The sequence below is a fragment of the Microbulbifer maximicatervae (SeqCode) genome (assembly GCF_052468155.1).
Genome location: NZ_CP174335.1, coordinates 2,320,265 through 2,346,942 on the forward strand (window position 1 = coordinate 2,320,265; position 26,678 = coordinate 2,346,942).

At 45.0% G+C, this 26,678-nt stretch carries 27 protein-coding genes; 3 read left to right on the forward strand and 24 right to left on the reverse strand.

Annotated elements, in window-relative coordinates; all coding sequences use genetic code 11:
- Positions 1–633 precede the first annotated feature (633 nt).
- The 13 genes from ACJJIY_RS09940 to ACJJIY_RS10000 all read right to left on the reverse strand — a co-directional run bounded on the left by ACJJIY_RS09940 (position 634) and on the right by ACJJIY_RS10000 (position 12,046).
- Positions 634–1,191: a hypothetical protein gene (locus ACJJIY_RS09940; RefSeq protein ID WP_444895000.1), complete on the reverse strand. Its 558-nt coding sequence runs from the start codon at positions 1,189–1,191 to the stop codon at positions 634–636.
- Between the two features lie 1,440 nt (positions 1,192–2,631).
- Positions 2,632–2,976 carry a hypothetical protein gene (locus ACJJIY_RS09945; protein ID WP_445359516.1) on the reverse strand — a complete coding sequence of 115 codons (345 nt, stop codon included), beginning with the start codon at positions 2,974–2,976 and terminating at the stop codon, positions 2,632–2,634.
- 119 nt (positions 2,977–3,095) lie between these two features.
- Positions 3,096–3,275, reverse strand: coding sequence for a hypothetical protein (locus ACJJIY_RS09950; protein ID WP_445359517.1), 180 nt, complete (start codon positions 3,273–3,275; stop codon positions 3,096–3,098).
- A gap of 318 nt (positions 3,276–3,593) precedes the next feature.
- The gene (locus ACJJIY_RS09955; RefSeq protein WP_445359518.1) at positions 3,594–4,019 is read right to left on the reverse strand and encodes a WapI family immunity protein; all 426 of its coding nucleotides are present in this window, start codon (positions 4,017–4,019) and stop codon (positions 3,594–3,596) included.
- A 767-nt stretch (positions 4,020–4,786) separates the two neighbouring features.
- Positions 4,787–5,248, reverse strand: coding sequence for an SF0329 family protein (locus ACJJIY_RS09960; RefSeq protein WP_445359519.1), 462 nt, complete (start codon positions 5,246–5,248; stop codon positions 4,787–4,789).
- 107 nt (positions 5,249–5,355) lie between these two features.
- Positions 5,356–5,622, reverse strand: coding sequence for a hypothetical protein (locus ACJJIY_RS09965; RefSeq protein WP_445359520.1), 267 nt, complete (start codon positions 5,620–5,622; stop codon positions 5,356–5,358).
- Between the two features lie 928 nt (positions 5,623–6,550).
- The gene (locus tag ACJJIY_RS09970; protein WP_445359521.1) at positions 6,551–7,141 is read right to left on the reverse strand and encodes a hypothetical protein; all 591 of its coding nucleotides are present in this window, start codon (positions 7,139–7,141) and stop codon (positions 6,551–6,553) included.
- The gene (locus ACJJIY_RS09975; RefSeq protein WP_445359522.1) at positions 7,080–7,541 is read right to left on the reverse strand and encodes a hypothetical protein; all 462 of its coding nucleotides are present in this window, start codon (positions 7,539–7,541) and stop codon (positions 7,080–7,082) included. The genes ACJJIY_RS09970 and ACJJIY_RS09975 overlap by 62 nt, the downstream gene beginning before the upstream one ends.
- 783 nt (positions 7,542–8,324) lie before the next feature.
- Positions 8,325–8,807, reverse strand: coding sequence for a hypothetical protein (locus ACJJIY_RS09980; RefSeq protein ID WP_445359523.1), 483 nt, complete (start codon positions 8,805–8,807; stop codon positions 8,325–8,327).
- A gap of 597 nt (positions 8,808–9,404) precedes the next feature.
- On the reverse strand, positions 9,405–9,728 hold the full coding sequence (locus ACJJIY_RS09985; protein WP_445359524.1) for a hypothetical protein: 324 nt from the start codon (positions 9,726–9,728) through the stop codon (positions 9,405–9,407).
- A 656-nt stretch (positions 9,729–10,384) separates the two neighbouring features.
- Entirely contained in the window at positions 10,385–10,786 is a 402-nt protein-coding gene (locus tag ACJJIY_RS09990; protein ID WP_444935085.1) for an energy transducer TonB, read from the reverse strand.
- Between the two features lie 398 nt (positions 10,787–11,184).
- Positions 11,185–11,529, reverse strand: coding sequence for a hypothetical protein (locus ACJJIY_RS09995; protein WP_444902079.1), 345 nt, complete (start codon positions 11,527–11,529; stop codon positions 11,185–11,187).
- Positions 11,530–11,611: 82 nt separating this feature from the next.
- A complete protein-coding gene (locus ACJJIY_RS10000; protein WP_444935087.1) occupies positions 11,612–12,046 on the reverse strand; it encodes a hypothetical protein in 435 nt (144 codons plus the stop codon).
- Positions 12,047–12,368: 322 nt separating this feature from the next.
- On the opposite strand from ACJJIY_RS10000, the gene ACJJIY_RS10005 reads away from it, so the two are divergent.
- Complete coding sequence (locus tag ACJJIY_RS10005; protein WP_445359525.1) at positions 12,369–13,355, forward strand: transposase; 987 nt, start codon at positions 12,369–12,371, stop codon at positions 13,353–13,355.
- Positions 13,356–14,020: 665 nt separating this feature from the next.
- Here the strand turns inward: ACJJIY_RS10005 and ACJJIY_RS10010 are convergent.
- The 6 genes from ACJJIY_RS10010 to ACJJIY_RS10035 form a co-directional block, all read right to left on the reverse strand.
- Positions 14,021–14,320, reverse strand: a complete 300-nt coding sequence (locus ACJJIY_RS10010; protein ID WP_413664627.1) for a hypothetical protein — start codon at positions 14,318–14,320, stop codon at positions 14,021–14,023.
- Positions 14,321–14,976: 656 nt separating this feature from the next.
- The gene (locus ACJJIY_RS10015; protein ID WP_445359526.1) at positions 14,977–15,561 is read right to left on the reverse strand and encodes a hypothetical protein; all 585 of its coding nucleotides are present in this window, start codon (positions 15,559–15,561) and stop codon (positions 14,977–14,979) included.
- Between the two features lie 181 nt (positions 15,562–15,742).
- Positions 15,743–16,126 (reverse strand): hypothetical protein, encoded by a 384-nt coding sequence (locus ACJJIY_RS10020; RefSeq protein WP_445359527.1) that lies wholly within the window; start codon positions 16,124–16,126, stop codon positions 15,743–15,745.
- A gap of 536 nt (positions 16,127–16,662) precedes the next feature.
- Entirely contained in the window at positions 16,663–16,971 is a 309-nt protein-coding gene (locus ACJJIY_RS10025) for a transposase (RefSeq protein ID WP_445359528.1), read from the reverse strand.
- 178 nt (positions 16,972–17,149) lie between these two features.
- On the reverse strand, positions 17,150–18,367 hold the full coding sequence (locus ACJJIY_RS10030) for a serine/threonine-protein kinase (protein ID WP_445359529.1): 1,218 nt from the start codon (positions 18,365–18,367) through the stop codon (positions 17,150–17,152).
- A gap of 24 nt (positions 18,368–18,391) precedes the next feature.
- On the reverse strand, positions 18,392–18,895 hold the full coding sequence (locus ACJJIY_RS10035; protein ID WP_445359530.1) for a hypothetical protein: 504 nt from the start codon (positions 18,893–18,895) through the stop codon (positions 18,392–18,394).
- A 279-nt stretch (positions 18,896–19,174) separates the two neighbouring features.
- Here ACJJIY_RS10035 and ACJJIY_RS10040 point away from each other — a divergent pair, with 279 nt between their 5' ends.
- Entirely contained in the window at positions 19,175–20,116 is a 942-nt protein-coding gene (locus ACJJIY_RS10040) for an IS110 family RNA-guided transposase (RefSeq protein WP_445359531.1), read from the forward strand.
- A gap of 28 nt (positions 20,117–20,144) precedes the next feature.
- On the opposite strand, the gene ACJJIY_RS10045 is transcribed toward ACJJIY_RS10040, so the two are convergent.
- Positions 20,145–20,513 (reverse strand): DUF6334 family protein, encoded by a 369-nt coding sequence (locus ACJJIY_RS10045; protein WP_445359532.1) that lies wholly within the window; start codon positions 20,511–20,513, stop codon positions 20,145–20,147.
- 907 nt (positions 20,514–21,420) lie between these two features.
- Here ACJJIY_RS10045 and csrA point away from each other — a divergent pair.
- On the forward strand, positions 21,421–21,609 hold the full coding sequence (gene csrA, locus ACJJIY_RS10050; RefSeq protein ID WP_445359533.1) for a carbon storage regulator CsrA: 189 nt from the start codon (positions 21,421–21,423) through the stop codon (positions 21,607–21,609).
- 147 nt (positions 21,610–21,756) lie between these two features.
- On the opposite strand, the gene ACJJIY_RS10055 is transcribed toward csrA, so the two are convergent.
- The 4 genes from ACJJIY_RS10055 to ACJJIY_RS10070 all read right to left on the reverse strand — a co-directional run bounded on the left by ACJJIY_RS10055 (position 21,757) and on the right by ACJJIY_RS10070 (position 26,545).
- Positions 21,757–22,008: a hypothetical protein gene (locus ACJJIY_RS10055; RefSeq protein ID WP_445359534.1), complete on the reverse strand. Its 252-nt coding sequence runs from the start codon at positions 22,006–22,008 to the stop codon at positions 21,757–21,759.
- 80 nt (positions 22,009–22,088) lie between these two features.
- Complete coding sequence (locus ACJJIY_RS10060; RefSeq protein ID WP_445359535.1) at positions 22,089–22,451, reverse strand: ankyrin repeat domain-containing protein; 363 nt, start codon at positions 22,449–22,451, stop codon at positions 22,089–22,091.
- A 53-nt stretch (positions 22,452–22,504) separates the two neighbouring features.
- Positions 22,505–23,164: a hypothetical protein gene (locus tag ACJJIY_RS10065; protein WP_445359536.1), complete on the reverse strand. Its 660-nt coding sequence runs from the start codon at positions 23,162–23,164 to the stop codon at positions 22,505–22,507.
- A gap of 606 nt (positions 23,165–23,770) precedes the next feature.
- Positions 23,771–26,545: a valine--tRNA ligase gene (locus tag ACJJIY_RS10070; protein ID WP_445359537.1), complete on the reverse strand. Its 2,775-nt coding sequence runs from the start codon at positions 26,543–26,545 to the stop codon at positions 23,771–23,773.
- Positions 26,546–26,678: the final 133 nt, after the last annotated feature.

The following is a 26,678-nucleotide window of genomic DNA, read 5'->3' on the forward strand; positions in this document are numbered from 1 at the left end:
GCCATTAAATGCTAACTACTAGCGAATGGCAACTGCAACGTCGTAAGGTATTGTGGGAAGGAAACCGCTGGTAAGACTACGAGCTGACGGACCGAAATATCCTAGAAAGCTTAGCTTGGAGGCGAGTTGGCCAAGGACACTGAAGCCGGGTGATCTATCGGGTAGAGTCAACGATGCAGTTATGTAGTGAAGGTTCACGTTCTTATCTGGGGAGATCTGTTTAGCTTGCTGCTGTGAAGCTGTCAGCGTGACTGCAGACTCATTAGTAGGCTCAATCCGCTAGCCACCATTGCGGGGGTGGGAGAAAGTGGTGAAACACAGCAGCGCTTCGGTCAGTAATGTTCAAGGCGATTAAACAGAAGTTAGTCGACGGCATAGTAGCCTAATGCCAAGATTAATACCTTGTGTAGGGTGAAAGCGTCAACCTAAATCCATAAGTTAAAAGACAGGGTTAGCCTATCGATATATTTCCAGTTGGAGATAAGGTTGAGGTGCGCACTGCCATGACACTCAACTCAAATGAAGATCTGCTCAGCACTATCGTTGGGTAGGGATTCGTTACGGATAGGGAACCGCCCATTGTGGACCCACATGATGGGTGGGCCGGTAGCTAGAAACTACCGGCTACCCTATTTATAATGAGCAGACATCTTTTATTTTTGTGCTAAAAGCAGCGGTTACAATCTTCATTGTTGGCGCCTGCATTAAGTAATTGTTAAATATATTTCTAGCCTTATAAAAGGTTTCAAACTTTGCCTTTTCCTCAACGTCAGAGGAAAAGCCGCCCATCATATAAAAATCATTAAAATGTTCAAGCGCTTTTCTTTCACTGGTGTAGTGATAGTCGTCCTTAAGAATTTCATCCCAAGCTGGTGCTGTGGTGCCATCGGCAAGAACTATACTGTTGTTTATTACGTACTTCCCGATAATACTGTCTGTATTCAACTGATCAGGCGCTATTTGTTCAAATTTCTTTGCTATGTAAACTTGTAAGTTATTACTTTTAATGTGCAGTGACACGAATTCCTTTACTTTATTGTAGTTTTCTGAATCTACCTTGGACATCTCTGATGCTGCGTACATGAAAGCCTTATTTTGAGCTTTTAGGTATTTAGAATACTCATCGCCTGCACATGAAGAATAAGTATTTACAGACATTAAAGCAAAGGCGAGTCCAATCACTTTTTTCATTTTGTCCTCCTTACCGAGTTATTGTGTCTGGGTCAACGGTGAAGCTCATAGTGCTGAGCCCAGCAGCTAAAGGCTACGTATTGCTGCTACGTTGTACGCCCAGCATTGGCGTGGCCTAATGGGGTGAAAGCCCCCTGTAGGAAGATCACCATTTAATGGGTTCTATTAAATGCTAACTGCTATCGAATGGCAACTGCAACACAGGGATGTCTTGTGGGGAGGAAGCCGCTGGCAAAACTACGAGCTGAAGAACTGAAACATCTTATAAGGCTTAGCCTGGAGGCGAGGTGGCCAAAGGCGCCGACGTCGGGTGATTTAACGGGTAGAGTCAATGATGCAGTTGTGTAAAGAAAGTTCACGCTCCTATCTGGGGAAATCTGTTTAACCTACTGTAGTTAACCATCAGTGTACTTAGTTGATATCGTTCTGTGATCGCTGGGTAGATATTCATTACGGATTGGGAGCTGCCCATTGTAGACTTGCATGATGGGTGGTGTGGGTAGCCAGTAGTTAGAAACTACCGGCTACCCGGTTCATGTGGCAGCTATGGATTTACACACTGTATACTCCACAATCTACCTGAATTCACTTTGGGTTGCCTGCCACTAGAAACCATAACCATCTCTACAACTTCATTAGGTATATATGTATATCCAGATTTACAGAGCTCTTGGGATCGCCTATGCAGATAATATACATACAATTCTTCTTTAGTATTTTCGTATCCCCATACTTCAATATCGTAGCGACCACTCCCTAAGTTTACCTCTTTGTAGCCCGGAGTATCATCCCCGTAGTTATCCTTCGCGATCGGGGTATATGGGATGTTATTCGTACAAGATATATAAAGAATAGAACTCAATAGTACCGATAATTTCTTCAACATATATACTTCCACATAACGATTTTATCAGTGGTTGCTGGAGCGTAGCGTGATTGTCCAGCCCCAAAGGGGCGATGCTGCCTAAACTTGGTATTCCTAGCATCGGCGTGAACTAATGGAATGAAAGTCCCTTGTAGGAGGATCACCATTTAATGCTAACTACCAGCGAATGGCAACTGTAATGTTGTGAGGTTTTGTGGAGAGGAAACCGCTTGTAAGACCACGAACTTAAACAGAAACACCTTATAAGGCTGAGCTCGTAGGTGAGGTGGGGAAGATTACCGAAACCAGATGATCTAACGGGCAGAGTCAATGATGTAGTTGTGTAGTGAAAGTTCACGCTCTTATCTGCGGAGATCAGTTTAGCTTGTTTCTGTGAAGTTGTCGGCGTGGCCGCTGACTCGGAAGTAGCGCACCGCAGTGATACTCAACTCAAATGAAGAGCTATTCGACACTATCGCTGGATAAAAATTCATTGCGGATCGGGAACCGCCCATTGTGGACTCGCACGATGGGTAGTGTGGGTGCCGGTAGCTAGAAACTACCGGCTACCAGATTTATGAGTTTCGGTACTCACCTATTACCTCGATTTTCCCAACAATATTTTTATTAAGATCTTCCAGATCTTCAGCGGGCACCCACCATTCAGTATGTGACTTAGCACCAACGCATTTTATGGGGTATTTTTCCATGAAAGACTTAACCACTTCAAATTTGGTTACGTAGCCTGCACCGAAATCGGTGATGTTCCACTGTGTTAAGGCAATGGCATACTCTTCGTTTGTAACCGGATAAAAAATTGGTTGTTCTGGCAAACGAGGGGGCCATTTTTTATAGCCCGATTCCTTAACCAGTTCTAACTCTTTTTCGCCGGTGGGCCTATAGCAAGTAACAGTTTCCATGCTTTAAATCTCAGTACTCATAAGGTTTGCTAAAGGGCAGCCGAAACATAGTGTAGGCTGTCCCGCGGAGGCTACGCTTTTTGCGGCCAGAGTGTACTTGTGCAACTTGTTATACGGCATTACTCGAAGCACCTCTTTAATGAATAACCACATACCCAGGTCAAACCAATAAAGATACCTATTATGGCAAGTAGGCCAAAACTGGCACCGACTAGCTCAAAGGTAAACTCTTTATCCGTAGATACAAGTTCAGTAACTAGCGCACCGAAAATACTGAATGCAATGAGATCAATTAGCATAGAAAAGAACACCAAAGGTTTTGTGGTCTCTTAAACTGGATACCTAAAAGTATTGCTTCTATTAATCCCATAGCTAAATCTTGGTTGCCTTGTAACGCCTTTGATTTGGTACGCCCAGCATGGGCGTGGACTAATGGGGTGAAAGTCCCCTTCTCTCTTCTGTACTGTTGTGAGCTTGTTTCTTACTTTTGTTATATCGAGACTGCTTTTAAAGTACTAACGCCCACATCAGTTGGCCTTGGTACGGAGCGAATTTGGGTTAGTTTACGCAGTAAGCCCAAAAGGCGCAGAGCATCTAGGGTCAACTGTAGGTGCTCGTTAGGCATTTTTAACTTCTGAAAAACTTTTAAATATTTCTTTACAAATACGTCCCAAGCTCTCGGCGTCTATAGGAAAGGCTTGAATAATTTTGGACCAAAAAACCTCAGGACCAATCCAAATTTGCTTACCTAACTCAAAGTGGAGAGCCATATGACCCAGGGAGTCGACAGGTGTAAATTTTATTAGTAATTCTCCTGGCGTTTCTGAAGCTAATTCGGCCTTTCCACTTAACTTATGGTTGAGTACTTCAAGCTCATTTAAAAAACACTTAAATTCAGTACCATCCACCCAAACTTCCTGTGAATATGTCTTTTCGCCAGTTCTAAATGAAACTAACAAATTACAGTCATAAATGTAATTTGAAGCTCCCCTACTGAGCAGTTGAATTTGGATTTCCTCTGAATCATTAAGTTTTATTTGCATACTCTATATAGATGCCTAACGCTCGCAGTTGCGGCTGGTTTGGAACGCAACGGATAACCAGTCCGACAACATGTGCTTGGTACGCCCAGCATGGACGCGGACTCATGAGGTGAAAGTCCACTGTGGAAGGATCACCGTTTAATGGGTTCCATTAAATGCTAACTACTAGCGAATGGCAACTGCAATACCGTGAGGTCTTGTGGGGAGGAAGCCGTTATCAAATCTACGAGCTGACGAACAGAAACTCCTTATAAGGCTTAGCCTGGAGGTGAGGTGGCCAGGGGCACCGAAGCCGGGTGCTCTAATGGGTAGAGTCAATGATGCAGTTGTATAGTGAAAGTTCACGCTCTTATCTGGGGAGATCTGTTTAGCTTGCTGCTGTGAAGCTGTCAGCGTGGCCGATGACCCATAAGGCCCAGCCGCTGGCGACCATCGCGGGGATAGACAAAAGTGGTGGGACATAGCAGTGCCTAGGTCATTAATGATCAGGATGATTCAACAGAAGTCAGCCGACGATATAGTAGCCTAATGTCAAGATTAATACCTTGGGTACGGTGAAGGTCTGAACCCAAATTTCACGAGTTAGAAGGCAGGGTTAGCCTACCGATATGTTTCCAGTCGGTTAAATTTGAGGTAGTGCACTGCCATGACACTCTACTCAAATGAAGAGCTTTTCGACACTATCGTTGGGTAGAGATTCATTACGGATAGGGAGCTGCTTATTGAGGACCCGCATGATGGGTGGTTTGGGGTCCGGTAGTTAGAAGCTACCGGCTACCCGATTTAGTGCTTTCTAGCCGCACCTCAATTACTTTCAATGCGGCCCTATTTTTTGTTTTCCTCTTTAGCTCGGGTAGGCGTCTTAAACCTATACGCTTATCTGAAGCTCGAAATATGTTAATCAACCCCCAATGGTCATTTTGAAAATTCTTTGATATCAGCTCATCTTTTGGAGTGTCAATATACTCTCGTATCAGATTGGAAATATCTGGAACATCATTGCCATAAGGATACCATTTAGTATCTACTCGTTTAGGATGATTCTTACCAATAAAATCTCTTGGGTAGTCCCAGATAATCTCCTTGCCTAATGTAATCCAATATCTAGGAATATCGGTAGATCCCATTTGCGAATCCATTCTATAGGCTCGGCAATGCAATTGCAGATCAAGTCCATCTGCTCGCAGCAAATAAAATTCCTTTTGCAGTTTACTCCAAGGTCTTCCCATTGCTCATATCTCTATAGTACTAACGTCGCCAACACGAGCCGAAATGGAGCAGCGAAGCTGCGGAATGTAGGTCCAGCGAGCTTTCCCGGCGATCGTACTTGGTATGGTTATAACTTACCTGACACATACTTTGAACCTAGGTAAAAAAACACTGCACTAAATAATAATGGGACAAATAAACTTAACCAATAATACCCGCCCAACACTACAGATAGAATACCCTCCATTTGAACAGCACCCAGCCTGACGGTAATCAAAGCCAACAACACTAATGCCGACACCAATGATATTTTAAGCTGAGAGGACGACAAATCTGCCAAGCCTATAAAGATACCAAACAACGCCCCTTTTATAGCAAAACTTGTAGAATCCATAGGCCAACATCCATATTCTGATTGTTCGCAGGGATGATGAAACATCACGTGCGAAGAACCATAAATCATGTCTCCTACGAAAAAAGCTAACCAAGGAAACAAGATTACAAATAAGTACTTTATGTAGGTCACAGAGCCCTCATGAGTTATAACGCTGCCAGCATGGACCGAAATGAAGCAGCGAAGCTATGGAATGTAGGTCCAGCCAGCTTTGCTAGCTATCGTGCTTCGCCTTGGTACGTCCAGCATGGGCGTGGGCTAATGGGGTGAAAGTCCTTTGTAGAAAGATCACCATTTAATGGGTTCCATTAAATGCTAACTACTAGCGAATGGCAACTGCAATACCGTGATGTCTTGTGGGGAGGAGGTCGCTAATAAAACTACGAGCTGACGAACAGAGCATCCTATAAGGCTCAGCCTGGAGGTGAGGTGGCCAAGGGCATCGAAACCGGGTGGCCTAAAGAGTAAAGTCAATGATGCAGTTGTGTAGTGAAAGTTCACGTTCTTATCTGGGGAGATCTGTTTAGCTTGCTGCTGTGAAGCTGTCAGTGTGGCCGCTGACTCATAAGTAGACCCAACCCGCTGCCGCTATCGCGGGGATAGAAAAACAAGTGGTTGAACACAGCAGCGTTTCGGTCAGTAATGATCAAGGTGATTAAGCAGAACTCAGCCGACGGCATAGTAACCCAATGCCAATATTAATACCTAGGGTACGGTGAAGGCCTGAATCCAAACTCTATGAGTTAAAAGACAGGGCTAGCCTACGGATATGATACCAGTCGTATAAAGTTGTGGTAGTGCACTGTCATGACACTCAGCTCAAGTGAAGAGCTGCTCGACAGTATCGTTGGGTAGAGATTAATTACGGATAAGTAACCGCCCATTGCGGACCTGTACGGTACGTGATGTGGGAGCCGGTAGCTAGAAACTATCGGCTACTCAATTTATATCTGCTTTCTTTGTAGGCTGGGTGCTCGCACTTTATTCGATAAAATTGGTCGGGTATATCCACTTCATAATTAAAAAACGATGAAAAATCTAGTTCATGTATCATAAATGCGTCAGCTAATACGCTATTTTGAGATGCTCCCAAGAATACAACCGGAACACCACCTTCTAAATTTCCACACTCATGGTTTGAATTGAAGTCAAGCGCATGTGCCATCATGTATGCCTTTTGAGGCAGTCGACTTTCACTAAACTCATTATTTGACCATCTCCAGCCGATGAACATTATAGTGCAGGCAAGTATAGGGAATACAAAGGAATGATATGGAGGAAGATCATAGGTTTTTCCTTTCAATTTTTCCTGAATCCATGCGTACACATTAAATAGATGTGCGATGGCACCAAGTGAAATAAAGAATAAGAATGGAGCAATAAGATTGAAAACGATTATGGCTGTTGTGAACGTATAGGTTATTGGGAAGGCTGTTGCGTCTACACCAAAAACACTGTTAATTACACCGGCAGCTTTGCCTGTTGAATAAACAACAAGTCCAGAGAATGAAACTGACACTACAATTTTTGTAGCAGAAAACCCCCACAATGATTTGAAAAATGATGAGCGCATCCAGTGATGCACCAATATAAATAGCCGCCAGTGATACACCCCAAATCTTTAAAGCTAACTTATTGTTTTCTATCCAATCATAGTCTGGATTTTCCTGCGCACTATTCGCCAGCAAGCAGATGGCTATAAATGATAATATTCCTAGGGCCCAGTTTGTGCTGTGATTTTTGTTAAATGACTCCTGCTTTTGCTCAGCTAGATGCTCACTAATATTCATGCTGATATTACGGACATGAGACTTCAGAGATCTTTCATTTTTCCCACGATGATAAGTTTCGGTGTCTTTTAGTTCGTCATATATAGCCGAAACAACTCCCTTAATTGGTTCTTTTTCTTGATATGGCACTTTACACTCCCAAGATATAATGCTCCTAACACTAGAAAGTTGAAGTGTAGGCGCAGCTGAAGCTTTAAATTTTCCGGTGTTTACCTTTGGTAGATCCGGCATGAGCATGGACTAATGGGCCCTTGTTGGAAGACCACTATTTAATGGATTCTATTAAATGCTAACTACTAGCGAATGGCAACTGCAATACCGTGATGTCTTGTGGGGAGGAAGTCGCTAGCAACACTACGAGCTGGCGAACAGAGGCATCTTATATGGCTTGGCCTAGATGCGAGGTGACCAAGGACACCGAAACGGGTGGTCTAAGGGGTAGAGTCAATGATGCAATTATGTAGTGAAAGTTCACGTTCTTATCTGGGGAGATCTGTTTAGCTTACCGCTGTGAAGCTGTCAGCGTGGCCGCTGACTCATAGGTAGTTTCAACCCGCTAGCCACTATAGCAAGGATAAACAAAAGTGCTGGAACACAGCAGCGCCTCGGTCAGTGATGATTAAGGTGATGCAAGAGAATTTAGTCGGTGGCACAGTAGCCTAATGCCGCGATTAATACCTTGGACATGATGAAGGCCTGAACCTAAACTCCACGAGTTAAAAGACAGGGCTAGTCTATCGGTATGTTTCCAGGCGAATAAAGTTGAGATAGCGCACTGCGATGACACTCAACTCAAGACCTGCTCGACACTATCGTTGGGTAGAGGTTCATTACGGATAGGGAGCTGCCCATTGCGGACTCGCACGATGGGTGGTGTGGGGGCCGGTTGCTAGAAACTATCGGCTGCCCGATTCAGACATGTATTTGTAATTTACCAGCGCGTTTAGCTTCCCAATAGCCATCTCTTACCGATTTCTGTATATCCTTCCCAAGTGATGCATACCTGAGAATTAAGCCATCACAAACCCATACTCCGGCATATGGTATTAATGCAGTTTCAATTAAAATATAGTCTTCAGCAATTTCTTCCAATGGTGAAGTAAGCGCATGGACTTGGTAATACATATTGTTTGAGGTACTTAGCATTACGTACCCCTTTTGATACCTTTTCAAATATACAAACTTATCAAATACGGCCTTCTCTATAGAGGCTATAAATTCATTCCCAACTAGTTTAGAAAATGAATTCTTGTTAAGGCGGAAATCAGAGTATATTTTCTCTCTGAGCTCAGCATACTCACTTGCTCCGTTCGCATTTTCTCCATTATTCAAAAACGCCATTATGGATTTATATTTTTCTAAGAAATCTTCAGCTATATGCTTTTCTACAAACATCTCTTAATACTCAAAATGCCTAACGTCACCAACACGGGCCAAAATGAAGCAGCGATGCTGCGGGATGTAGGTCCAGCTAGCTTTGCTGGCGTTCGCGCTTGGCTTTGGTACGCCCAGCATGGGCATGAATTAATGGGGTGAAAGTCCGCTGTAGGAAGATCACTGTTTAATGGGTTCTATTAAATGCTAACTACTAGCGAATGGCAACTGCAATACCGCAAAGTCTTGTGGGGAGGAAGACGCTAGCAAAGCTACGAGCTGACGAACGGGAACATCCTATAAGGCTTAGCCTGGAAGCGAGGTGGCCAAGGACACCGAGCCAGGTGATCTAACGAGTAGAGTCAATGAGGTAGCTGTGTAGTGAAAGTTCATGATCTTATAGGGGAGATCTGTTTAGATTACTACTGTGAAGCTGTCAGCGTGGCCGCTGACTCATAAGTAGGCCTAACCTGCTAGTCACCAGCTTAGGGATAGATCAAAAAATGGTGGAATCCAGCAGCGTTCTCGGGTAGAAATTTATTGCGAATAGGTGGGCCAGCAGGATGGGTGGTATGGGGCCGGTAGCTAGAAACTACCGGCTACTCAATTTATGCCAAGTTATTTCTTGGTAGCCTTTACCCACGATTCGTCACTATTATAAATAAATAGCATACCATAAATTGAATTTTCTGATTTGATTTTGAACCATCCCCTTCCGCTAACCGGGTCATGCTCAGATGATCCCTCCCATGAAAAGTCCACTTTAGTTGGGTGTTTTTCGTTGTCATAACGGCAGTCAATAAAACCATTTACTGTGCCAAACACAAACTGTCCTTGACCACCTTTCTCGAAATTGAAATAATCAGGTTCAACAAGATCAATATATTCTTGATCCCATTGTTCCATTTCAATAATCGCCCATTTACCAATAAAATTATTCATATTGGGGATCCTTTTTTTAACGCATAACGCCCCGCACAAGAGTAAACAAATAAGCGCAGCGTTTTGGCTGTCCTAGCGACCAAAGGGAGCGATTGCTGCGGTTTAGTACGCCCAGCGTGGGCGTGAACTAATGAGGTGAAAGTCCCCTGTAGGAAGATCATCGTTTAATGGGTTCCATTAAATGCTAACTATTAGCGAATGGCAACTACAACACCGCGAGGTCTTTTGGGGAGGAAGCCGCTAGCAAACGAGCTGACGAACAGAAACATCCTATAAGGCTTAGACTTGAGACTAGGTGTCCAAGGATTCCGAAGCCATGTGATCTAACGGGCAGAGTCAATGATGCAGCTATGCAGTGAAAGTTCACGTTCTTACCTGGGGAGATCTGTTTAGCTTGCTGCTGTTAAGCTGCCAGCGTGGCCGCTAACTCATAAGCAGGCTCAATCCGCTAGGCACCATCGCGGGGATAGACAAAAGTGGTGGGACATAGCAGAGCCTCGGTCAGTAATGGCCGAGGTGATTAAGCAGAAGTCAGCCGACGGCATAGTAGTCTAATGAAGATCTGCTCGACACTATCGTTGGTGAGAGATTCATTATCGATAGGGAATCGTCCATTGCGGACCCGTACGATGGTGGTGGGGGCCGGTAGCTAGAAGCTACCGGCTATCCGGTTTAAGATATTTCTCTGACAATTTAAAGCTAGTAACCAGAATATAGTCTTTTAGGTAGACTGCCTGCCCATTTACTATGTGTGGGGCGAAAATACTCCCACTTACATTATATTTTGCCGCTTTAATGAAATCTTTGTTGGGACTGTAATCAACAACCCTGATGTTATTGGGTGCACCAGTTTCATCTATATCCACTTTAAGAATAACCCATCCTTCTTGACCTGCTTCAAGCATACTTTTGGGATATTTTCTCGGGGGGGCATTAACTGGGCTTCCTAATGTCACTTCATTTTTGAATGAAGGGAGATTTTTCACAGGTAGCACTTCGATAGTGGTGCATCCTGTAAAAAATAAGATAAGTATCGAAGTGATAATTCTGATCTTCATATGCTTATTAACGCTATGTTCAGCGACACGATGGTGAGTGACTTGAATGACGTTGCAATGTAATGAAAGCATAATTCAAAGCGTGCAGTATCGTGTCCGATCCCAACATTGTGGTACGCCCAGCATGGGCGTGAACTAATGGGGTGAAAGTCCCATGTAGGAGGATCACCATTTAATGGGTTCCATTAAATGCTAACTACTAGCGAATGGCAACTGCAACACCGTGAGATCTTGTGGGGAGGATCAGAAGTCGCTAGCAAACTACGAACTGACGAAAAGAAACATCCTACAAGGCTTAGCTTGGTGGCGAGGTGGCTAAGGGCACCTAAGCCGAGTGATCTAGCGGCTAGAGTCAATCATACAGATGGGCATGATTCATGGGTGTCCTATTTGTGGCACTACAAGCCAGAATAACTTTGGTAAACCTCATGATCTTTGTAGCCTCCTTGCTCGTTTAAGTTGATATATATTTGAATGGTGCAGTCATAGAGTAGCCAAAGAAATATAGATTCAAATTTACAGTCAGCCTCATTTTCTCGTACGATGGCTTGATACCTAAAATAATGCTTGTCATAAGAGTGCGCAATGTTGGTTGAAGCTAAGTATTCTTCAATTACTTGCTGACTGTCGCCTTGCGAAAGATTTGCAGAAATACTCTTCTGTATTTTTTCGACTGTATTGAGGCTATTACCCCAAGCAGGATTACCAATTATTGCTAGTACTAATATAATAGCTACCTTCATTGCTCTTCCTTGAACGCCGAGTGCCATTTTTACCCGGTAGGCAAAGCACAGCTTTGACTGCCGGAACGTGTGAAATGCCTTGTTATACCTTTTCTAGTTTTAGGTAATGCCGACGAAACCAATATTTAGGCTCCCCCTGAAAAATGGCCTCCCAAGAGAAAGACCTGAAGCCAAGTTCGCAAATACGTAGCCGCCAGCGCTCATTACTATCAAAGATGCCGAACTCCAAGAGGTCTTCACCTTCGACTGTGAGTTCTTCAATAAATCCGAATCTATCTGGTGTTGAAACGCGATCTATGATGCTGCCATTTTTACCAAGCAGGCTATACCAATAACTTACACCATCGTAATAATCATAATTAGAAATCAGCAGAGTAAGATCACCATATGAATATTCATGGCGCAGCTCATCTCCCGGCAACACTAATTTACGTGTACCATCGGAAACCACAATAGAGTATTCTCCATCGGGTTGTTCTTTCCCATTTGCAGGGCTGTAACTGTAAGATTTCTTCAAGACCCTACCTAGCATAACGCCCATAGCTATGAGCAGTTTGTAGTGAGGAACGATCGGATAACTGGTCCGCCAGCCTGCGCATGGTGCGCCCAGCATGGGCGTGAGCTAATGGGGTAAAATCCCCTGTAGGAAGATCACCACTTAATGACTGCATTAAATGCCAACTACCAGAGAATGGCAACTGCAACATCGTGAGGTTTGTGGGACGGTGTTAATCCTGGACACCCACCAAATAGAAAGTATAAACCGCCATCCCTATTGACAAAAGATTGAAATCCCACAAAATGCTGTATGTTTATACAGCTAAGTGCGCGTGCAGCCGATGACTCTACCGCGAAGCACCCATATATCTCTTGATGCAACACCGTACTATCACTGTGTCTCCCGCTGTGTACGGCGTGCATTTCTCTGTGGCAGAGATACTGAATCCGGAAAAGATTACGAGTATCGGCGCGAATGGATTGAAAGCCGTATGCATAAGTTAGCCGAGGTGTTTGCGCTAGATATTGCCGCCTATGCAGTAATGAGTAATCACTACCATATAGTGCTCTATATCGACACAAAATCGGCTAACAAGTGGTCTCTTACAGAGGTAATTACTCGCTGGCAACAGCTCTTCAAAGCCTCTAGCTTGGCCCAGCGCTATCTTCAGGGCGACACTCTCGATCACGCTGAGGAAGACAGGCTAAAGGAGGTCGTTTCCCTATGGCGGGAGCGTCTAATGGATATCAGCTGGTTTATGCGCTGTTTAAATGAATCCATCGCCCGCCAGGCCAATGCTGAAGACAACTGTACCGGCCGCTTTTGGGAGGGCCGGTTCAAGTCTCAGGCTTTATTGGATGAAAGAGCACTCGCCGCCTGTATGGCCTACGTAGACCTTAACCCCATCCGTGCCAATATTGCCAAGACACCTGAAGAGTCTGATTACACTTCGATTCAACAGCGTATTCGTGCGGCAGTCTCAGGTAAGCAGCCCAAAAATCTACTTCCGTTTGTCGGCGGTGAGCGTTTGAATATGCCGAAAGGGCTTCCTTTCCAGCTGGATCACTATATGGAGTTAGTGGACTGGAGCGGCCGGCATTTAGACCCAAGAAAACGAGGTTGTATTGCCGAAAACACTCCGCCTATTCTGGAGCGGCTCGGTATTTCACCCAAGCACTGGCTCTATCTCAGCCGGAACTTTGAAAGTCGCTTTAAAGGCTTGGTGGGATCGGTAGAGGTTGTACAAAAAGTTTGTGCTCAACTCGATAAACACTGGGTACACGGTATAAGCGACTGTCGGCGCCTCCTCTCAGCTACGCCCTGCTAATCTACCCCGGCCTCAAGTACTCAACAGCACGATTACCGCCCTTTTATCGAAAAACAGCGATCCCAATAGCCTGAAGACCAATTCCAAGTATTTAATCTCCTTTACCTGTAAACCAAAGAGAAAGAGCCGCAAGGGAGGGAGCTGCTCTATTGCCGGCACCGCCCCCCAGTCTTTGGCTGTCCTAGATCTTCCTCGTAGTGAAAGTTAACGTTTTTATCTAGGAAGATCTGTTTAATTTGCTGTTGTGAATCTGGCAGCGCGGCCGCTGACCCATAATTAGGTCCAACCCGCTAGCCACCACCGTGGGGATAGACAAAAATGGTGGGACATAGCCGCGCCTCGGTCAGTAATGGCTGATGAGCTTATTAATCTAAAGCCGGCAGACTGCAGAGTAGCGCCAATGCCTAGATGAAAAGCTTAGACACGGTGAAAGCCTGGACCTAAATCCATGAGTTAAAAGGCAGGGGTAGCCTACCGATATGTTTTCAGCTGGATATAACGTTGAGGGAGAGTACTGCCATGACAATCAACTTAAATGAAGAGATGCTTGACTCTAGTGTTGGGTAGGGGTTTATTACGGATAGGGAACCACCCATTGCGGACCCGCATGATGGGTGGTGTGGGGGGCGGTAGCTAGAACTACTGGCTACCCAATTTAGCTTTGATTACTCGCAAAATTCGTCTTCATTGAGTTCAGCTGCAGAAACACCTTCCATTCCAGCTAGGCGATAGATATTAATTAGCAAGTTCACGAAACCCTTTGCAACCCAAGAGTCGCACATGTATTCGATTTCCACGGAATTTCCATCAATATTCCATTCCTGAGGCTCCAACTGTTCTTCCAAAGTTAACTGCTCATCTAACCACTCTCTCTCACCTTCATCATCCGTTATCTCAAGCAGCTCACGGATACCTTCTCCCAACGACGAGATCGCATTGATAGCACCCTCAGTATCCATGCTCATAGTTCCCTCCTCGAGAAAGCTCTCGATTTTAGACCTTTTATCTTGAGGAACATTGAAATTAATTGTTATGTAAAATTCTGACATTCTCTTATTTCTTTAGGTTTGACGGATTATGTGGATGTGAATGCTAGTGCCGCAATCAGTCGCGGCTTATTTTATATACTTTTGCGCGTAAATGGGAGCGTAGCAGCCATACAAAAGTACATAAAGTAAGATGTCGGTGGCATTGATTGACTTGGTACGCCCAGCATGGTTGTAAACTAATGGGGTGAGAGTCCCATTCCCATGTAGGAGGATCACCATTTAATGGGTTCCATTAAATGCTAACTACTAGCGAATGGCAACTGCAATACTGTGAGGTCTTATGGGGAGGAAGCTGCTAGCAAAACTACGAGCTGAGGAACAGAATCATCCTATGAAGCTTAGCCTGGAGGCGAGGTGGCCAGGAACAGCGAAGCCATGTGGTTTAACGGGTAGAGTAAATGATGCAGTTGTGTAGTGAAAGTTGATGTTCTTATCTGAGGAGATCTGTTTAGCTTGCTGCTGTGAAGCTGTTAGCGTGGCTGATGACTCATAAATAGGCCCTGCCCGCCAACCACTATCGCGGGGATAGAAGGGGCTGGTAGCTATAAGCTACCGGCTACCCAATTTAGAAACTAGTGGTGTACCCAGCTCACAACACCAAATACAGCAAAAACTAAACTATATATTGCCATACGACCAAATGCAGGAAACTGACTACGCCACCACCCAAATAGCCTACCATTTAACTCGGATCGAACTATAAGCGACATAAAGGAAAGAAAAAACATAATAGATAAGTAGATTGGCAGTGAAACACCAAAAATCAAATATTCGTGAGAAGTGGGATTATTGTTCGCAAATAAATATATACTCCAACCTAAAACAAAAGACATCATTCCGTAACAAATAAGTATCAAATCAGATGATATCTTGCCCAACAAAAACACTATAAAACTGACTACTGCAATACGCATATTACGCTTCTGAAAAGCGTATTCAGCTTCCCTTAGCACCATAGCAAAAGGGGCCACCAACAGCCCTACCAATGCAACAAAGTTGCCCCAATTTATATCAGGTTTTATCTTCAGTGCGTTCTCTAAAAATTTACCAGTGCTAGACCCTATTTCCTCAGAAAGGTAACACATCAAGTAAGCAAGACTGGCCCAAAGCAAGGCTCTGTACAGAAGATCCACCACCTTACTTTCTCTATAGTTCATTTAATTTATCCTTATTATCTTTGCCGATTTCTAAGGCCCAAACCAGGGCAGATAAATAACCACAGGCCTCTGTCATAAAAGTATCGTTGAGATGAGATTAATCATGGTTAGGGAGTTGCCCGTTGCGGACCCTCACAATAGGCCATGTGGGTCGGTTGCTATAAACTACCAACTACCCGATTTAGGTGATTTTAGTTTGTTCTGGCAATTTACCATAATGCGCCACGTATTCTTTATGTAGATATTCTTCACATGCTGCTGGATATTCAGTTGCAGCCCAACGAACGTATAGTTTGTCTATGTTTTTTTCATTTATGCGTATTCTTTCACCAGTAGAGTGTGACAATTTACCTAGCACCAGACCACGAAGAACTCTTTGATGAAGATTGACCGCTTTACCTATGGTTAACCTTTTTTTAGACCCTGGCTTTCTTGTTACTTCATAAACCCCAGGTTCATTCTTTAGGTTTTCCGATCCGTCTTCAGCCAAGCGGTCCCATCTTTCCCACTTTGACCATGAAAGCGAAATCTTAGGAAATTTGATTATCTGAATTTTCCGACTCATATTCACCTATCGTCTGGTGCAACGGAGGAGCACAGGGTGCTGAGTCCGGCAGCCAAAGGCTATGCATTGTTGCCACTTAGTACGCTCGGTATGGGCGTGGACTAATGGGGTGAAAGTCCCGTGTAGGAAGATCACCATATAATGGGCGCCATTAAATGCTAACTATTAGCGAATGGCAACTGCAACACTGTGAGATTTTTTGGGGAGGAAGCCGCTAGCAAGACAGCGAGCTGGCGAACAGAAACATCCTATAAGGCTTAGCCTGGAGGTGAGGTGGCCAAGAGCACCGAAACGGGGTGGTCTAAAAGGTAGAGTCAATGATACAGCTGGGCATGATTCATGGGTGTCCTATTTGTGCCGACCTTTAAACTTAGAAAACGTCTCTCGGATTTTCTCGATTGTTCGTATCTTTCTAATCGTGCGAGCAGATGGCAATCGTCCCCGCCATCGATAATAGTCCGATCTTGAGACATCTAAACACCGACACATCAAGCTAACCGGGAATGACCCTACATGCTCTTGTATCAATGTGTACTTTACTCTTGGTGGTTCGCAAAGTACGCAGCTGCCTTTTTTAGAAACTCAACCTCCTGACGAGCTTCATGGAGCTCCTTCTTGAGCTTGCGAACTTCAGCGCTTTCCTGTTTGGAATAGTCGACACTGTCTAAACTATTGAACTGCTTATCAGACAGTCGATTAAATAGACGACGCCAGTTATAGATCTGCCGTGCGCTGACGCCTAGTTCTCGCGCCACAGAAGCCGTTGTTGCTCCAGGCTTTTCCGCTCTCTTAACTGCTTCTCTGCGGAACTCCTCCGTATACGCCTGAGTTCTTTTCTTACCCATGATACACCTCCGTGTTAGGCCTAAACCTAACTATACAGGGTGTCTACTAAACGTGGGTAAGTCTTAAAGTTAACGCCGCGATCATCGGCTTTCGCTTCGAAACATCGATAATCCGGTGTGGCCCAGAAGGGGCGGAACGAAATACATCAACTTGTTAGTATTCAATACGCAGCTACCGTCAAAAAGGAATATCGTCATCAAATTCGCTGGGGACAGTTGATCGAAATGCTTGTGGAGGTTGGTAAATCGGTATAGCTGGATTACTAGTACTTTCCCTTGATCTACATTTGCTACATCCATCTTTAGCCGTGTCACTTCCAATATCTTCTCGCTGAAGATGAGATCCACACTTTTCACATTCAGGAACTGTCGCTAATTGGACGCCGCAACCCCCACAAAATGGGGTGTCTGCAATTGGATAGCCGCATTCGCATTCATAGATCAATTTGTTTCCACAGTCCGTACAATGGATATTACTGCTGTGGTCAATGTAGTTTGCTCCTTTGTAGTATCCATTTGGAGACCAAACTGCCCCTGGGCATTTTTGATTATTACAAAGCGCTTTTTTCGGCGATCTCATTTGAGACACAGATAAATTGGAAATATTTTTTAGTTCGCGTAGAAACTCGTCTGCACTTTGAAATCTATCCTTAATTTCTAAGGAACATGCTTTCTTTATAATCTGTTTAAGTTTTACAGGAGTTCCACCACTTAGTTTATCCAGTACGCTAGGCGTAGGGTGACCTGATAACATGTAACAGAGTACCAATCCAAGCGAATAAATATCCCCTCTAGCGTCTACCGACTTCATGTCAAGCTTCTGCTCAGGCGACATATAATCAATTGATCCCAAATGATCTCCTGTTGAAGTAGCTCTTGTAAAATTCTTCATATCAGAATCACAAAAGCCTATTGAGAAATCGATCAAATAGCAGTGTCCAAGTTCAGATACCATAATGTTAGCGGGTTTAATATCGCGATGAATAACACCCTTTGAATGGATAAACACAAGGGCTTCGAGCAATTGCGTTACCACGGAAATAGCATATTGATATGACAGTGGTCGATGGCTATCGAAATACTTATCGAGTGTATCGCCCTCAATATATTGCATGACGATATATGGGATACTTCCGTTTTCTACAGAAATACTCCCATGTGTGATTACATACGGAATCGAAGGGTGCTGAACTTCGGCTAATATGAAAGCTTCACGTTTAAATCTCTTCTTTAGCTCTTCATTATCTCTGTTAAGTCGCGTATCAAAGAATTTTACAGCTACCTTTCTCGACAAGGAAGGTTGAAGAGCGCTTCTGGTAGTACCTGATAACCCTCTTCCTATTTCATCTTGAAGATTAAATCCTTGCTTTCTTAGGTGTTCTCTATATCTATCCATAAACACTATCTTGAATAATAACGCCTAAAGCACGGACGTGACTTTATGGCGTCCGGTGTCTTTATTTGTTAAACGTGAGTTGCTAGTTGTTGGATTGTATACGCCAGAGATATATACAGTATCTGGTTTTTTACTACGATAGTTTCCATCTTTTGAAGTTGCAACATGGAATCTTATTTCTTTGATCATTGTATCTTTATGGCTATGTAGCGTATCTCTGATTTCTTTTGGTGTTGAATTAGCAGCAGACATGAAGTTAATAAAAGCCGAGTCATAGCACTTGCTCCCACCTTGAATTCGGCCATCGTAGAGAATCTGATATTCATCATGCCACTTTCGATCTATAACAGTGCCGTCATTATTCAATATTTCTAATGCAAGCATTACCTGGTGATTTGAAAATGGTTGCCGAAAGCAAATTTCAAATCTTCCTTCTTCAACCAACCTAAATGACTCAAATTCAGGTGGAGGCGCTTTATCTGAGCAACCAACAATCAGAGTAGCGAATAAAATTATATATTTTTTCATATTCATTCTTACGTTTAACGCCGCGTTCACCAGTTTGTCTCGTGTAAGGCCTTGTATGGTTGTTCTTGCCCGATTCTGATGTTGAAAATCCTTTTCGTTAACGGGTAAATTGAGACCCACCTTCGGCGGCCACCGAAGGCCTTGTTTATCACAGTTCGCTGATTGGCTGGTTCGTAAAAGACCGATAACAAGTATGAACGTGATAAGCACTCACTAGGCATAACTCGGATAGTCATGTGGGCCTCGAGCCCGAATAGCAAGGCGGAGATAGCTTATCTTATGGAACCTCAAGAGATCAATGTCGGTATCGATACCAGCAGTAAACAACTCGATATTTATGTGAGACCTACTGGCCAGTTCTTTAGTGTTGCCAATGATAAAAATGGCATTAAAGATGCCATTAAACAACTACAACCTCTTAAACCTCAAAGAGTATTAATAGAGTCTACGGGAAGGCTCGAGTTAGAGTTTGTTTGCGCCGCCGACAAAGCCGGATTACCTATTGTTGTTTGCAATCCTTCGCAGATAAGGAGCTTCGCTAAATCCGCAGGGCGCCTCGCCAAAACTGACAAGCTAGATGCAATGGATATTGCACATTTTGGTGAGGCCATGAAGCCAGGGCTGTCGGTGCTAAAACCAGAAAAGCTTAGGGAGGTCAGTGACTTACTGGCGGTAAGAAGTCAGTGTTTAGAGATGAGTACAATGCAAAAGAATCGGCTTCAGAGAATGCCGAAATCAGTACACAAACCTATACAGACCATTCTAAACACCATCAAGAAAGAGCTACAAGGTATCGACAAGCAACTGGATAAACTGGTTAACAGTGTGTCTGAGTGGCGGCAAAGGCGTGACCTATTGTTGAGTGCCAAAGGGGTCGGAAATGTATTGGCCTATACGTTAATGAGTGAACTTCCTGAGCTAGGACAATTGAACCGTAAAGAAATCGCTGCACTTGTCGGTATCGCCCCGATGAACCGTGATAGCGGCAACTTCCAGGGCAAACGATATATTCGAGGTGGAAGGCATCGCGTACGCACGGTTCTTTTTGTTTCCATCATGTCGGCCATACAACATCATCCCAAACTAAAGCCCATGTATAAGCGATTAGTCGACGCTGGCAAACCTAAAAAGGTTGCTCTGGTTGCCTGCATGAGAAAGCAGATTACGATCCTGAATACAATGGTGAAAAACAACACCTACTGGGATGAAAGTATGGTTTAAAAACTTGACGAGTAACCATAGTCACTTGTTATAACTCTTTTACATGGAACTGTTTTATTGAAGAAGCCACAACCACAAGTTCCACCGACACTCCATTCTTGAATTCAAATTTCAAAGCATCAGAAAAACCTTGATTATTCGTCATATCCCAAGCCCACAATAGTTCACTACCTACACAGGCTTGAAAAACGGTACTTCGCTTATTTACCACCACTCCTTCTACAGCCATTGATTCTTGTAAACGAATTTCATCAGTTTCCTGAATTGCGTATATATCACAGTTCATGGAATGAAAATTTAACCGAATGACTTGAATATCTTCAATAATTTCTGGGTAGCTGAAGGACTCTACGGACTCAAGCTTTCCAGCACCTTCAACCAAGTCAGATAAATTCACTTCTATTCCCAGGAGTTATAACAGTGTATTCAAAAGCAGCCGCATTATACCACCAGTCAATATATCCCAAGAGGAAAAAAACAAATAAAAAAGTATGCTAACTAACATTGATGGAAGTTTGCTCTAGTGGATATATTGAGGCTGCATTACATGCTGATATTTTTCTGCTTTTAATCACAGACGTAAACCATTCAAAATCAATTAGTTAACGTTCTTTTTGCTGTGGATATGCGGACTGCTCTTGATCTTCAAGATTGACTGGGGAAGAAAACAACAAGGTGTGTATAAAAGCAGCAAAATGAAGCCGCTAGGGATGATCTATTGTTTTTGGGTTCCAAAGTAAAAGGCAGTGAGGAGTACCAACCTTAACAACTATTTTTATACGCAACCGAAATTTTCAAAGCGTGAGCAACCAAAAATATAGGCACAAAAATAATCTTATTGGATTTTATTCAGTTTGTTTTAGTGTCAAAGCTGCGTAAAATCGGTGGATATTTATCGGTATTTGGGTCGTCATTGAGCAGCCTTCTAATGACCAAAGAGATTCGGGAGAATCAAGAATTTTCTAAAACGCATTCCCTCAAAGGAGAACGGTAGCGTGACGTAAGAGTAAGTAAAAGGCGCTGACCCAAGGTGCGCTAACACCTGGGGCCAGCTAACCAAATTGATAAGCACAGTATCAAAATGGCTATATGGATCATACGCTAGAAACCCGCTCGTCTTCAATAAAGTGGAGTCCATTCAGTAGTTTGGGGCGTGTCCCTTGGTTCTGGAAGCGTTGCGTCTGCCTTTTCTACTTCTATGCCTACCGTTCTCGCGCCCCACCTGACACTTCCTTAACAGTTACTTTTAAATCCTTCCATTAAGGGAGGTCTACGTATGATTTGAGTATTAATAGGAAGCAAATATGTTGATCTTAAAGCGCCGAACGGGTGAAAACTTACGGATTGGAGCGAACGTCTCAATTACGGTGTTGGAAGTTAAAGGTAATCAGGTAAAGATAGGCATACGTGCCCCCAAATCTCTACCCGTTCACCGTGAGGAAATCTACAGACGTATTCAAAAGGAGGGGGTGCTGGGGGATGGAGTTGGTTGAGATTACGGAGCGCCCTAAGCAAGGGCGCGCGTTGGCGTGTCCAGCCCGCTGGGCGGTAGGGTTAATGTTCTAATAACTGGCAGCTCTGGAGCGTATCGTAAGCTGACCGGCGCGTGTCTTTCACGCGCGAAGTCCATTAGCTTGTTATCAACTACCATGTACCTCTCTTCTATTTTCAAGATCTTCACCACAAAATGGGCAGTATCTTATAAGGAGGTGATGAGAGCACATCTGTGAGCCAACTTCCCCTTCATAACCATCCTCAATATCAAATTCAGTTGCAGATTGCCACTGCGAAAGAACCCAACCCCACTCCACCTGATTAATTTTTTGATAGAAAATTTCAGCATCTTCGTACTGATTTTGCCAACAACTATGCTTTAATTTTTCTTTGCTCATATGGATTTATAACGCTGTCACTAAAGGCGAGCAATGTGAGTCCGGGCTGCGTTTTTTGCGGCCCACTTTGGCTGCCTTTGTTAAGTGGTTTTAGATAGAGCATCTTCAGCGTCCTTGCTTCTTGCTAATACAGCTAACTCTAACGGCGTGAGACCGTCTTTGTCTTCTAGTATCTTTGCCCCAAGCTCTAGTAACTTAGCTACTGCTCGCGGCCAATTTTGTTCCGCCGCACAATGTAAAGGTGTATAGCCTGTTTCTCCAATAGCATTTATATCGGCGCCCGCCGAAACCAGTAGTTCTATTGCTTCGCAGTCTCCCCAATTGGAGGCAATATGCAATGGGGTATCTCCGTATCCATTTCTATATGTGACATCGGTTATATTGTGGCCCATAAAATCTGGGACATTTTCTATTTCCCTGAGTATTGTTTCAATATCTCTCATATACTTAATGCCCGTATCGCAAATATGGTCCTATGCATGTACTTGTTAAGTGATTATACGAGACCCTGACTCTCAAGATTCTCATAAAAGTTTTCATACATGATAACTTCCTTGAACTCATTTGAGTTTTTCTTCAGTGAACCCTTTATTGAAAACCCAAAATAGTAGCAAAACTTCATCTGTTTGCTGCGTTCCCTAATAAATGCGTTAGACAAGTGACTCCATTCATTCATAGGGAATTGATCTTCATTGTTCTCGATTTGCTTTTTATGTATGGATGTATACCACTGGACCGCAAAGCTTAGATCATGAAACAGTTTCATCAGTTTTACGACATCCGAAATCATATACTGCTTATTGGGAAGTTCATTTAGCTTGTTCAGATCAATAACACTTTCGCCGATATGTTCGAAATTTATATCGCAGTATGTATAAATCACTTGCCATCTTTTGTCTATCATTCCTCCCAATAGAGAAATGTACTTCAAATAATTCTCTGCCTGTTGATTAATGCTTTGCAACTTGCGGGTTTCATTCAGTTGAAACTGCAAAGATAGATAGGCAACTATCGCAGCAATAGTTGCTAGGAATGGTCCCGAAATGTTGTTGAAGTAGACAGCAAAGCTCTCCCATGCCTTTGGAGACGCAGTGTAGACATAGTCTCCTCGAATCAAAATTTCAATCACATAAGCAAAAATGGGGGTTGCTAACAATACAGAGAGTAGTACCGCGAATAGTTTAAGATACTTCTTATTAATGTGAACTCTCCTTACCATTTAACATTTATATAGTAATCATTCTGACCACTATTATCATGATTGTCATCCTGGAATCAATCTAACGAAGAAATACGTAGAAACCTTGAGAAACCAATAAATTACCTACAATCCTGAATTCTTGTTCCAAATGCAAAAATAATCACTTCGGCCACTACCTCCAATGAATAGACTTTCTCCAACTCACGGTTATGCCTAGAGCTTCAATCAATCAGGATCTTTATAAAAAATAACAGCCAAACCAATCGGAAATCATGTTGATTTCTTATTAGTTACTTAGGAGGGTTGCAAGATTGAGCGGTGCTTAAAGCGTTTTAACGTGCTTTAGGTCGCATATCACTTCGGTAAAGCTGATTTTGGAGCTGATAAACCCATAAGTGATGCAGGTATATTGCGCACATACTCGGGTTCTGAAGTTGATAGAAAATCGAAAGGCACTAGCTCAAGAAGGGGTTGGCTGATTTATATCAAAAAAAGAAAAGGGGGCAGAGCCCCCTTTTTTAAATCAGATCCGCTCTTTAATGGAGCGGATTATCAGAACTATTAAAGGTTACTGATTTCCTCAAGCTGCTGTTGCAGGCGCTCTTGGGCCCCTTTCATTTCCGCGAGTTTGTCCTTCTCCTTGGCAACAACGGCTTCGGGGGCTTTATCTACAAACTTAGGATTGTTGAGTTTGCCTTCAACTCGTGCGAGTTCTTTGGAAAGTTTATCAATCTCTTTTTGTAGACGGGCGCTCTCGGCTTTAACGTCGATCAGGCCAGCCATGGGTACCAGCAATTCCATATCGCCTACCAGGGCGGTGGCGGAGGCGGGTGCAGCTTCTCCACTTTCCAGCCAGGTGATTTCTTCGAGGCTGGCCAGTTTGATCAGCAGGCTGCGGGCTTGCTCCAGCAGTTCTTGGTCACGGCTGGAACCGCCGCGCAGGATCAGTGGGATTTTCTTCGCTGGGGAAATATTCATTTCACCGCGAATATTACGCACGCCTTCAATAACCTGCTTCAACCAGGCAACAGCCGCTTCCGCTTCCTCGTCGATCTTGGTGCTGTCGGCCTCTGGGTACTGCTGCAGCATAATGGTGTCACCGTTGGAACCGGCGAGGGTTTTTACACGCTGCCAGATTTCTTCGGTGATAAACGGCATCAGCGGGTGGGCCAGACGCAAAATGGTTTCCAGTACGCGGATCAGGGTGCGGCGGGTGCCTTTCTTCACTGCGTCGGAGGCGTTGTCGTCCCACAGTACCGGCTTGGACAGCTCCAGGTACCAGCTGCAGTACTCGCTCCAGATAAAGTCGTACAGGGCCTGGGAGGCGAGGTCGAAGCGGTAGGTATCCATGGCTTCGCGTACGGTGATTTCGGTGCGCTGCAGCTGGGAAATAATCCAGCGGTCGGCGATAGTCAGTTCGAAATCCGTGCTGCCATCCTGCCCACAATCGTGCTCTTCGCAGTTTTGCAGAACGTAGCGGGAGGCGTTCCAGATCTTGTTACAGAAATTGCGGAAGCCTTCGATACGGCCCACATCAAACTTGATGTCGCGGCCGGTGGATGCCAGTGAGTAGTAGGTGTAGCGCAGGGCATCGGTACCAAAAGCAGAGAAACCTTCGGGGAAGTCCTTGCGGGTTTGCTTTTCGATCTTCTCGCGCAGGTGAGGTTGCATCAGACCAGAGGTACGCTTCTCTACCAGGGGCTCCAGGTCGATACCGTCGATCAGGTCGATAGGATCGATCACGTTGCCCTTGGATTTGGACATCTTCTGGCCGTGGTTGTCGCGCACCAGGCCGTGCACGTACACGGTGTTAAACGGTACTTCCTTCTTGAAGTAGAGGGTCAGCATCATCATGCGCGCGACCCAGAAGAAAATAATATCGAAGCCGGTGACCAGTACGGAGCTGGGGTGGAAGGCTTTCAGTTCTTCGGTATCTTCTGGCCAGCCCAGGGTGCCGAAGGTCCACAGGCCGGAGGAGAACCAGGTGTCGAGTACGTCGTCGTCCTGGCGCAGGCTGATATCGGCGCCCAGGTTGTGCTTCTCGCGGACTTCCTCTTCGCTGCGGCCAACGTAGACTTTGCCTTCGTTGTCGTACCAGGCGGGGATGCGGTGGCCCCACCACAGCTGGCGGGAGATACACCAGTCCTGGATATCGCGCATCCAGGAGAAATACATGTTTTCGTAGTTTTTCGGTACGAACTCAACGCGGCCATCTTCAACGGCGGCGATAGCTTCATCGGCCAGGGGCTGGGTTTTTACGTACCATTGATCGGTGAGCCAGGGCTCGATGACGGCACCGGAGCGGTCTCCGTGAGGTACCTTGAGGGTGTGGGGCTCTACTTTTTCCAGCAGGCCGAGGGCGTCCAGGTCATCGACAATTTGGGTGCGCGCGGCAAAGCGCTCCATGCCCCGGTATTTTTCCGGCACTGCGTCGTTCAAGTGGGCGTCGGCATCGAGGATGTTAATCATCTCGAGGTTGTGGCGCTGGCCCATTTCGTAGTCGTTGAAGTCGTGGGCCGGGGTGATTTTCACACAGCCGGTGCCGAATTCACGATCGACGTATTCGTCGGCAATAATCGGGATTTCGCGATCCGCCAGGGGCAACTTGATGGTCTTGCCAATCAGGTGCTGGTAGCGCTCGTCTTCCGGGTGTACGGCTACGGCGGTATCGCCGAGCATGGTTTCCGGGCGGGTAGTGGCAACTACCAAGTGGCCGGAGCCGTCGGAGAGCGGGTAGCGGAAGTGCCACAGGTGACCCTGCTTTTCTTCGTTTAATACTTCCAGGTCTGAGATCGCAGTGTGGAATTTCGGGTCCCAGTTCACCAGGCGCTTGCCGCGGTAAATTAGGCCGTCTTCATACAGTTTGATAAAGACTTCCTGCACCGCTTTGTAGAAGCCGTCGTCCATGGTGAAGCGTTCGCGGGACCAGTCGGGGCTGGCGCCCAGGCGGCGCAGCTGGCGGGTAATGGTGCCGCCGGACTCTTCCTTCCACTCCCAGACCTTCTCAATAAACTTGTCGCGGCCCAGGTCGTGGCGGGATACGCCTTCGGCGCCCAGCAGGCGCTCTACCACCATCTGGGTGGCGATACCGGCATGGTCGGTGCCCACTTGCCACAGGGTGTTGTCTCCCTGCATGCGGTGGTAGCGAATCAGGGCGTCCATGATGGACTCCTGGAAACCGTGGCCCATATGCAGGCTGCCGGTGACGTTCGGCGGCGGGATCATAATGCTGTAGGGCTTGGCTTCTGTATCCCCGGAAGGCTTGAAGTAGCCGTTCTCCTCCCAGGTTTTGTACCACTGCTGTTCGATGGCGTTGGGCTGGTATGTTTTGTCCATGCGGGCGGGAAACCTTGTGTTTAACTGACTGCGTGCACAGCGTTTTGGCTCAGGATAGTCTGGTGCTTGCTCGGGCTGCGCGGAAAAGGCGGCAATTATACCGCCGGGGTTTGATGGGCAAAAGGCAGGTTTT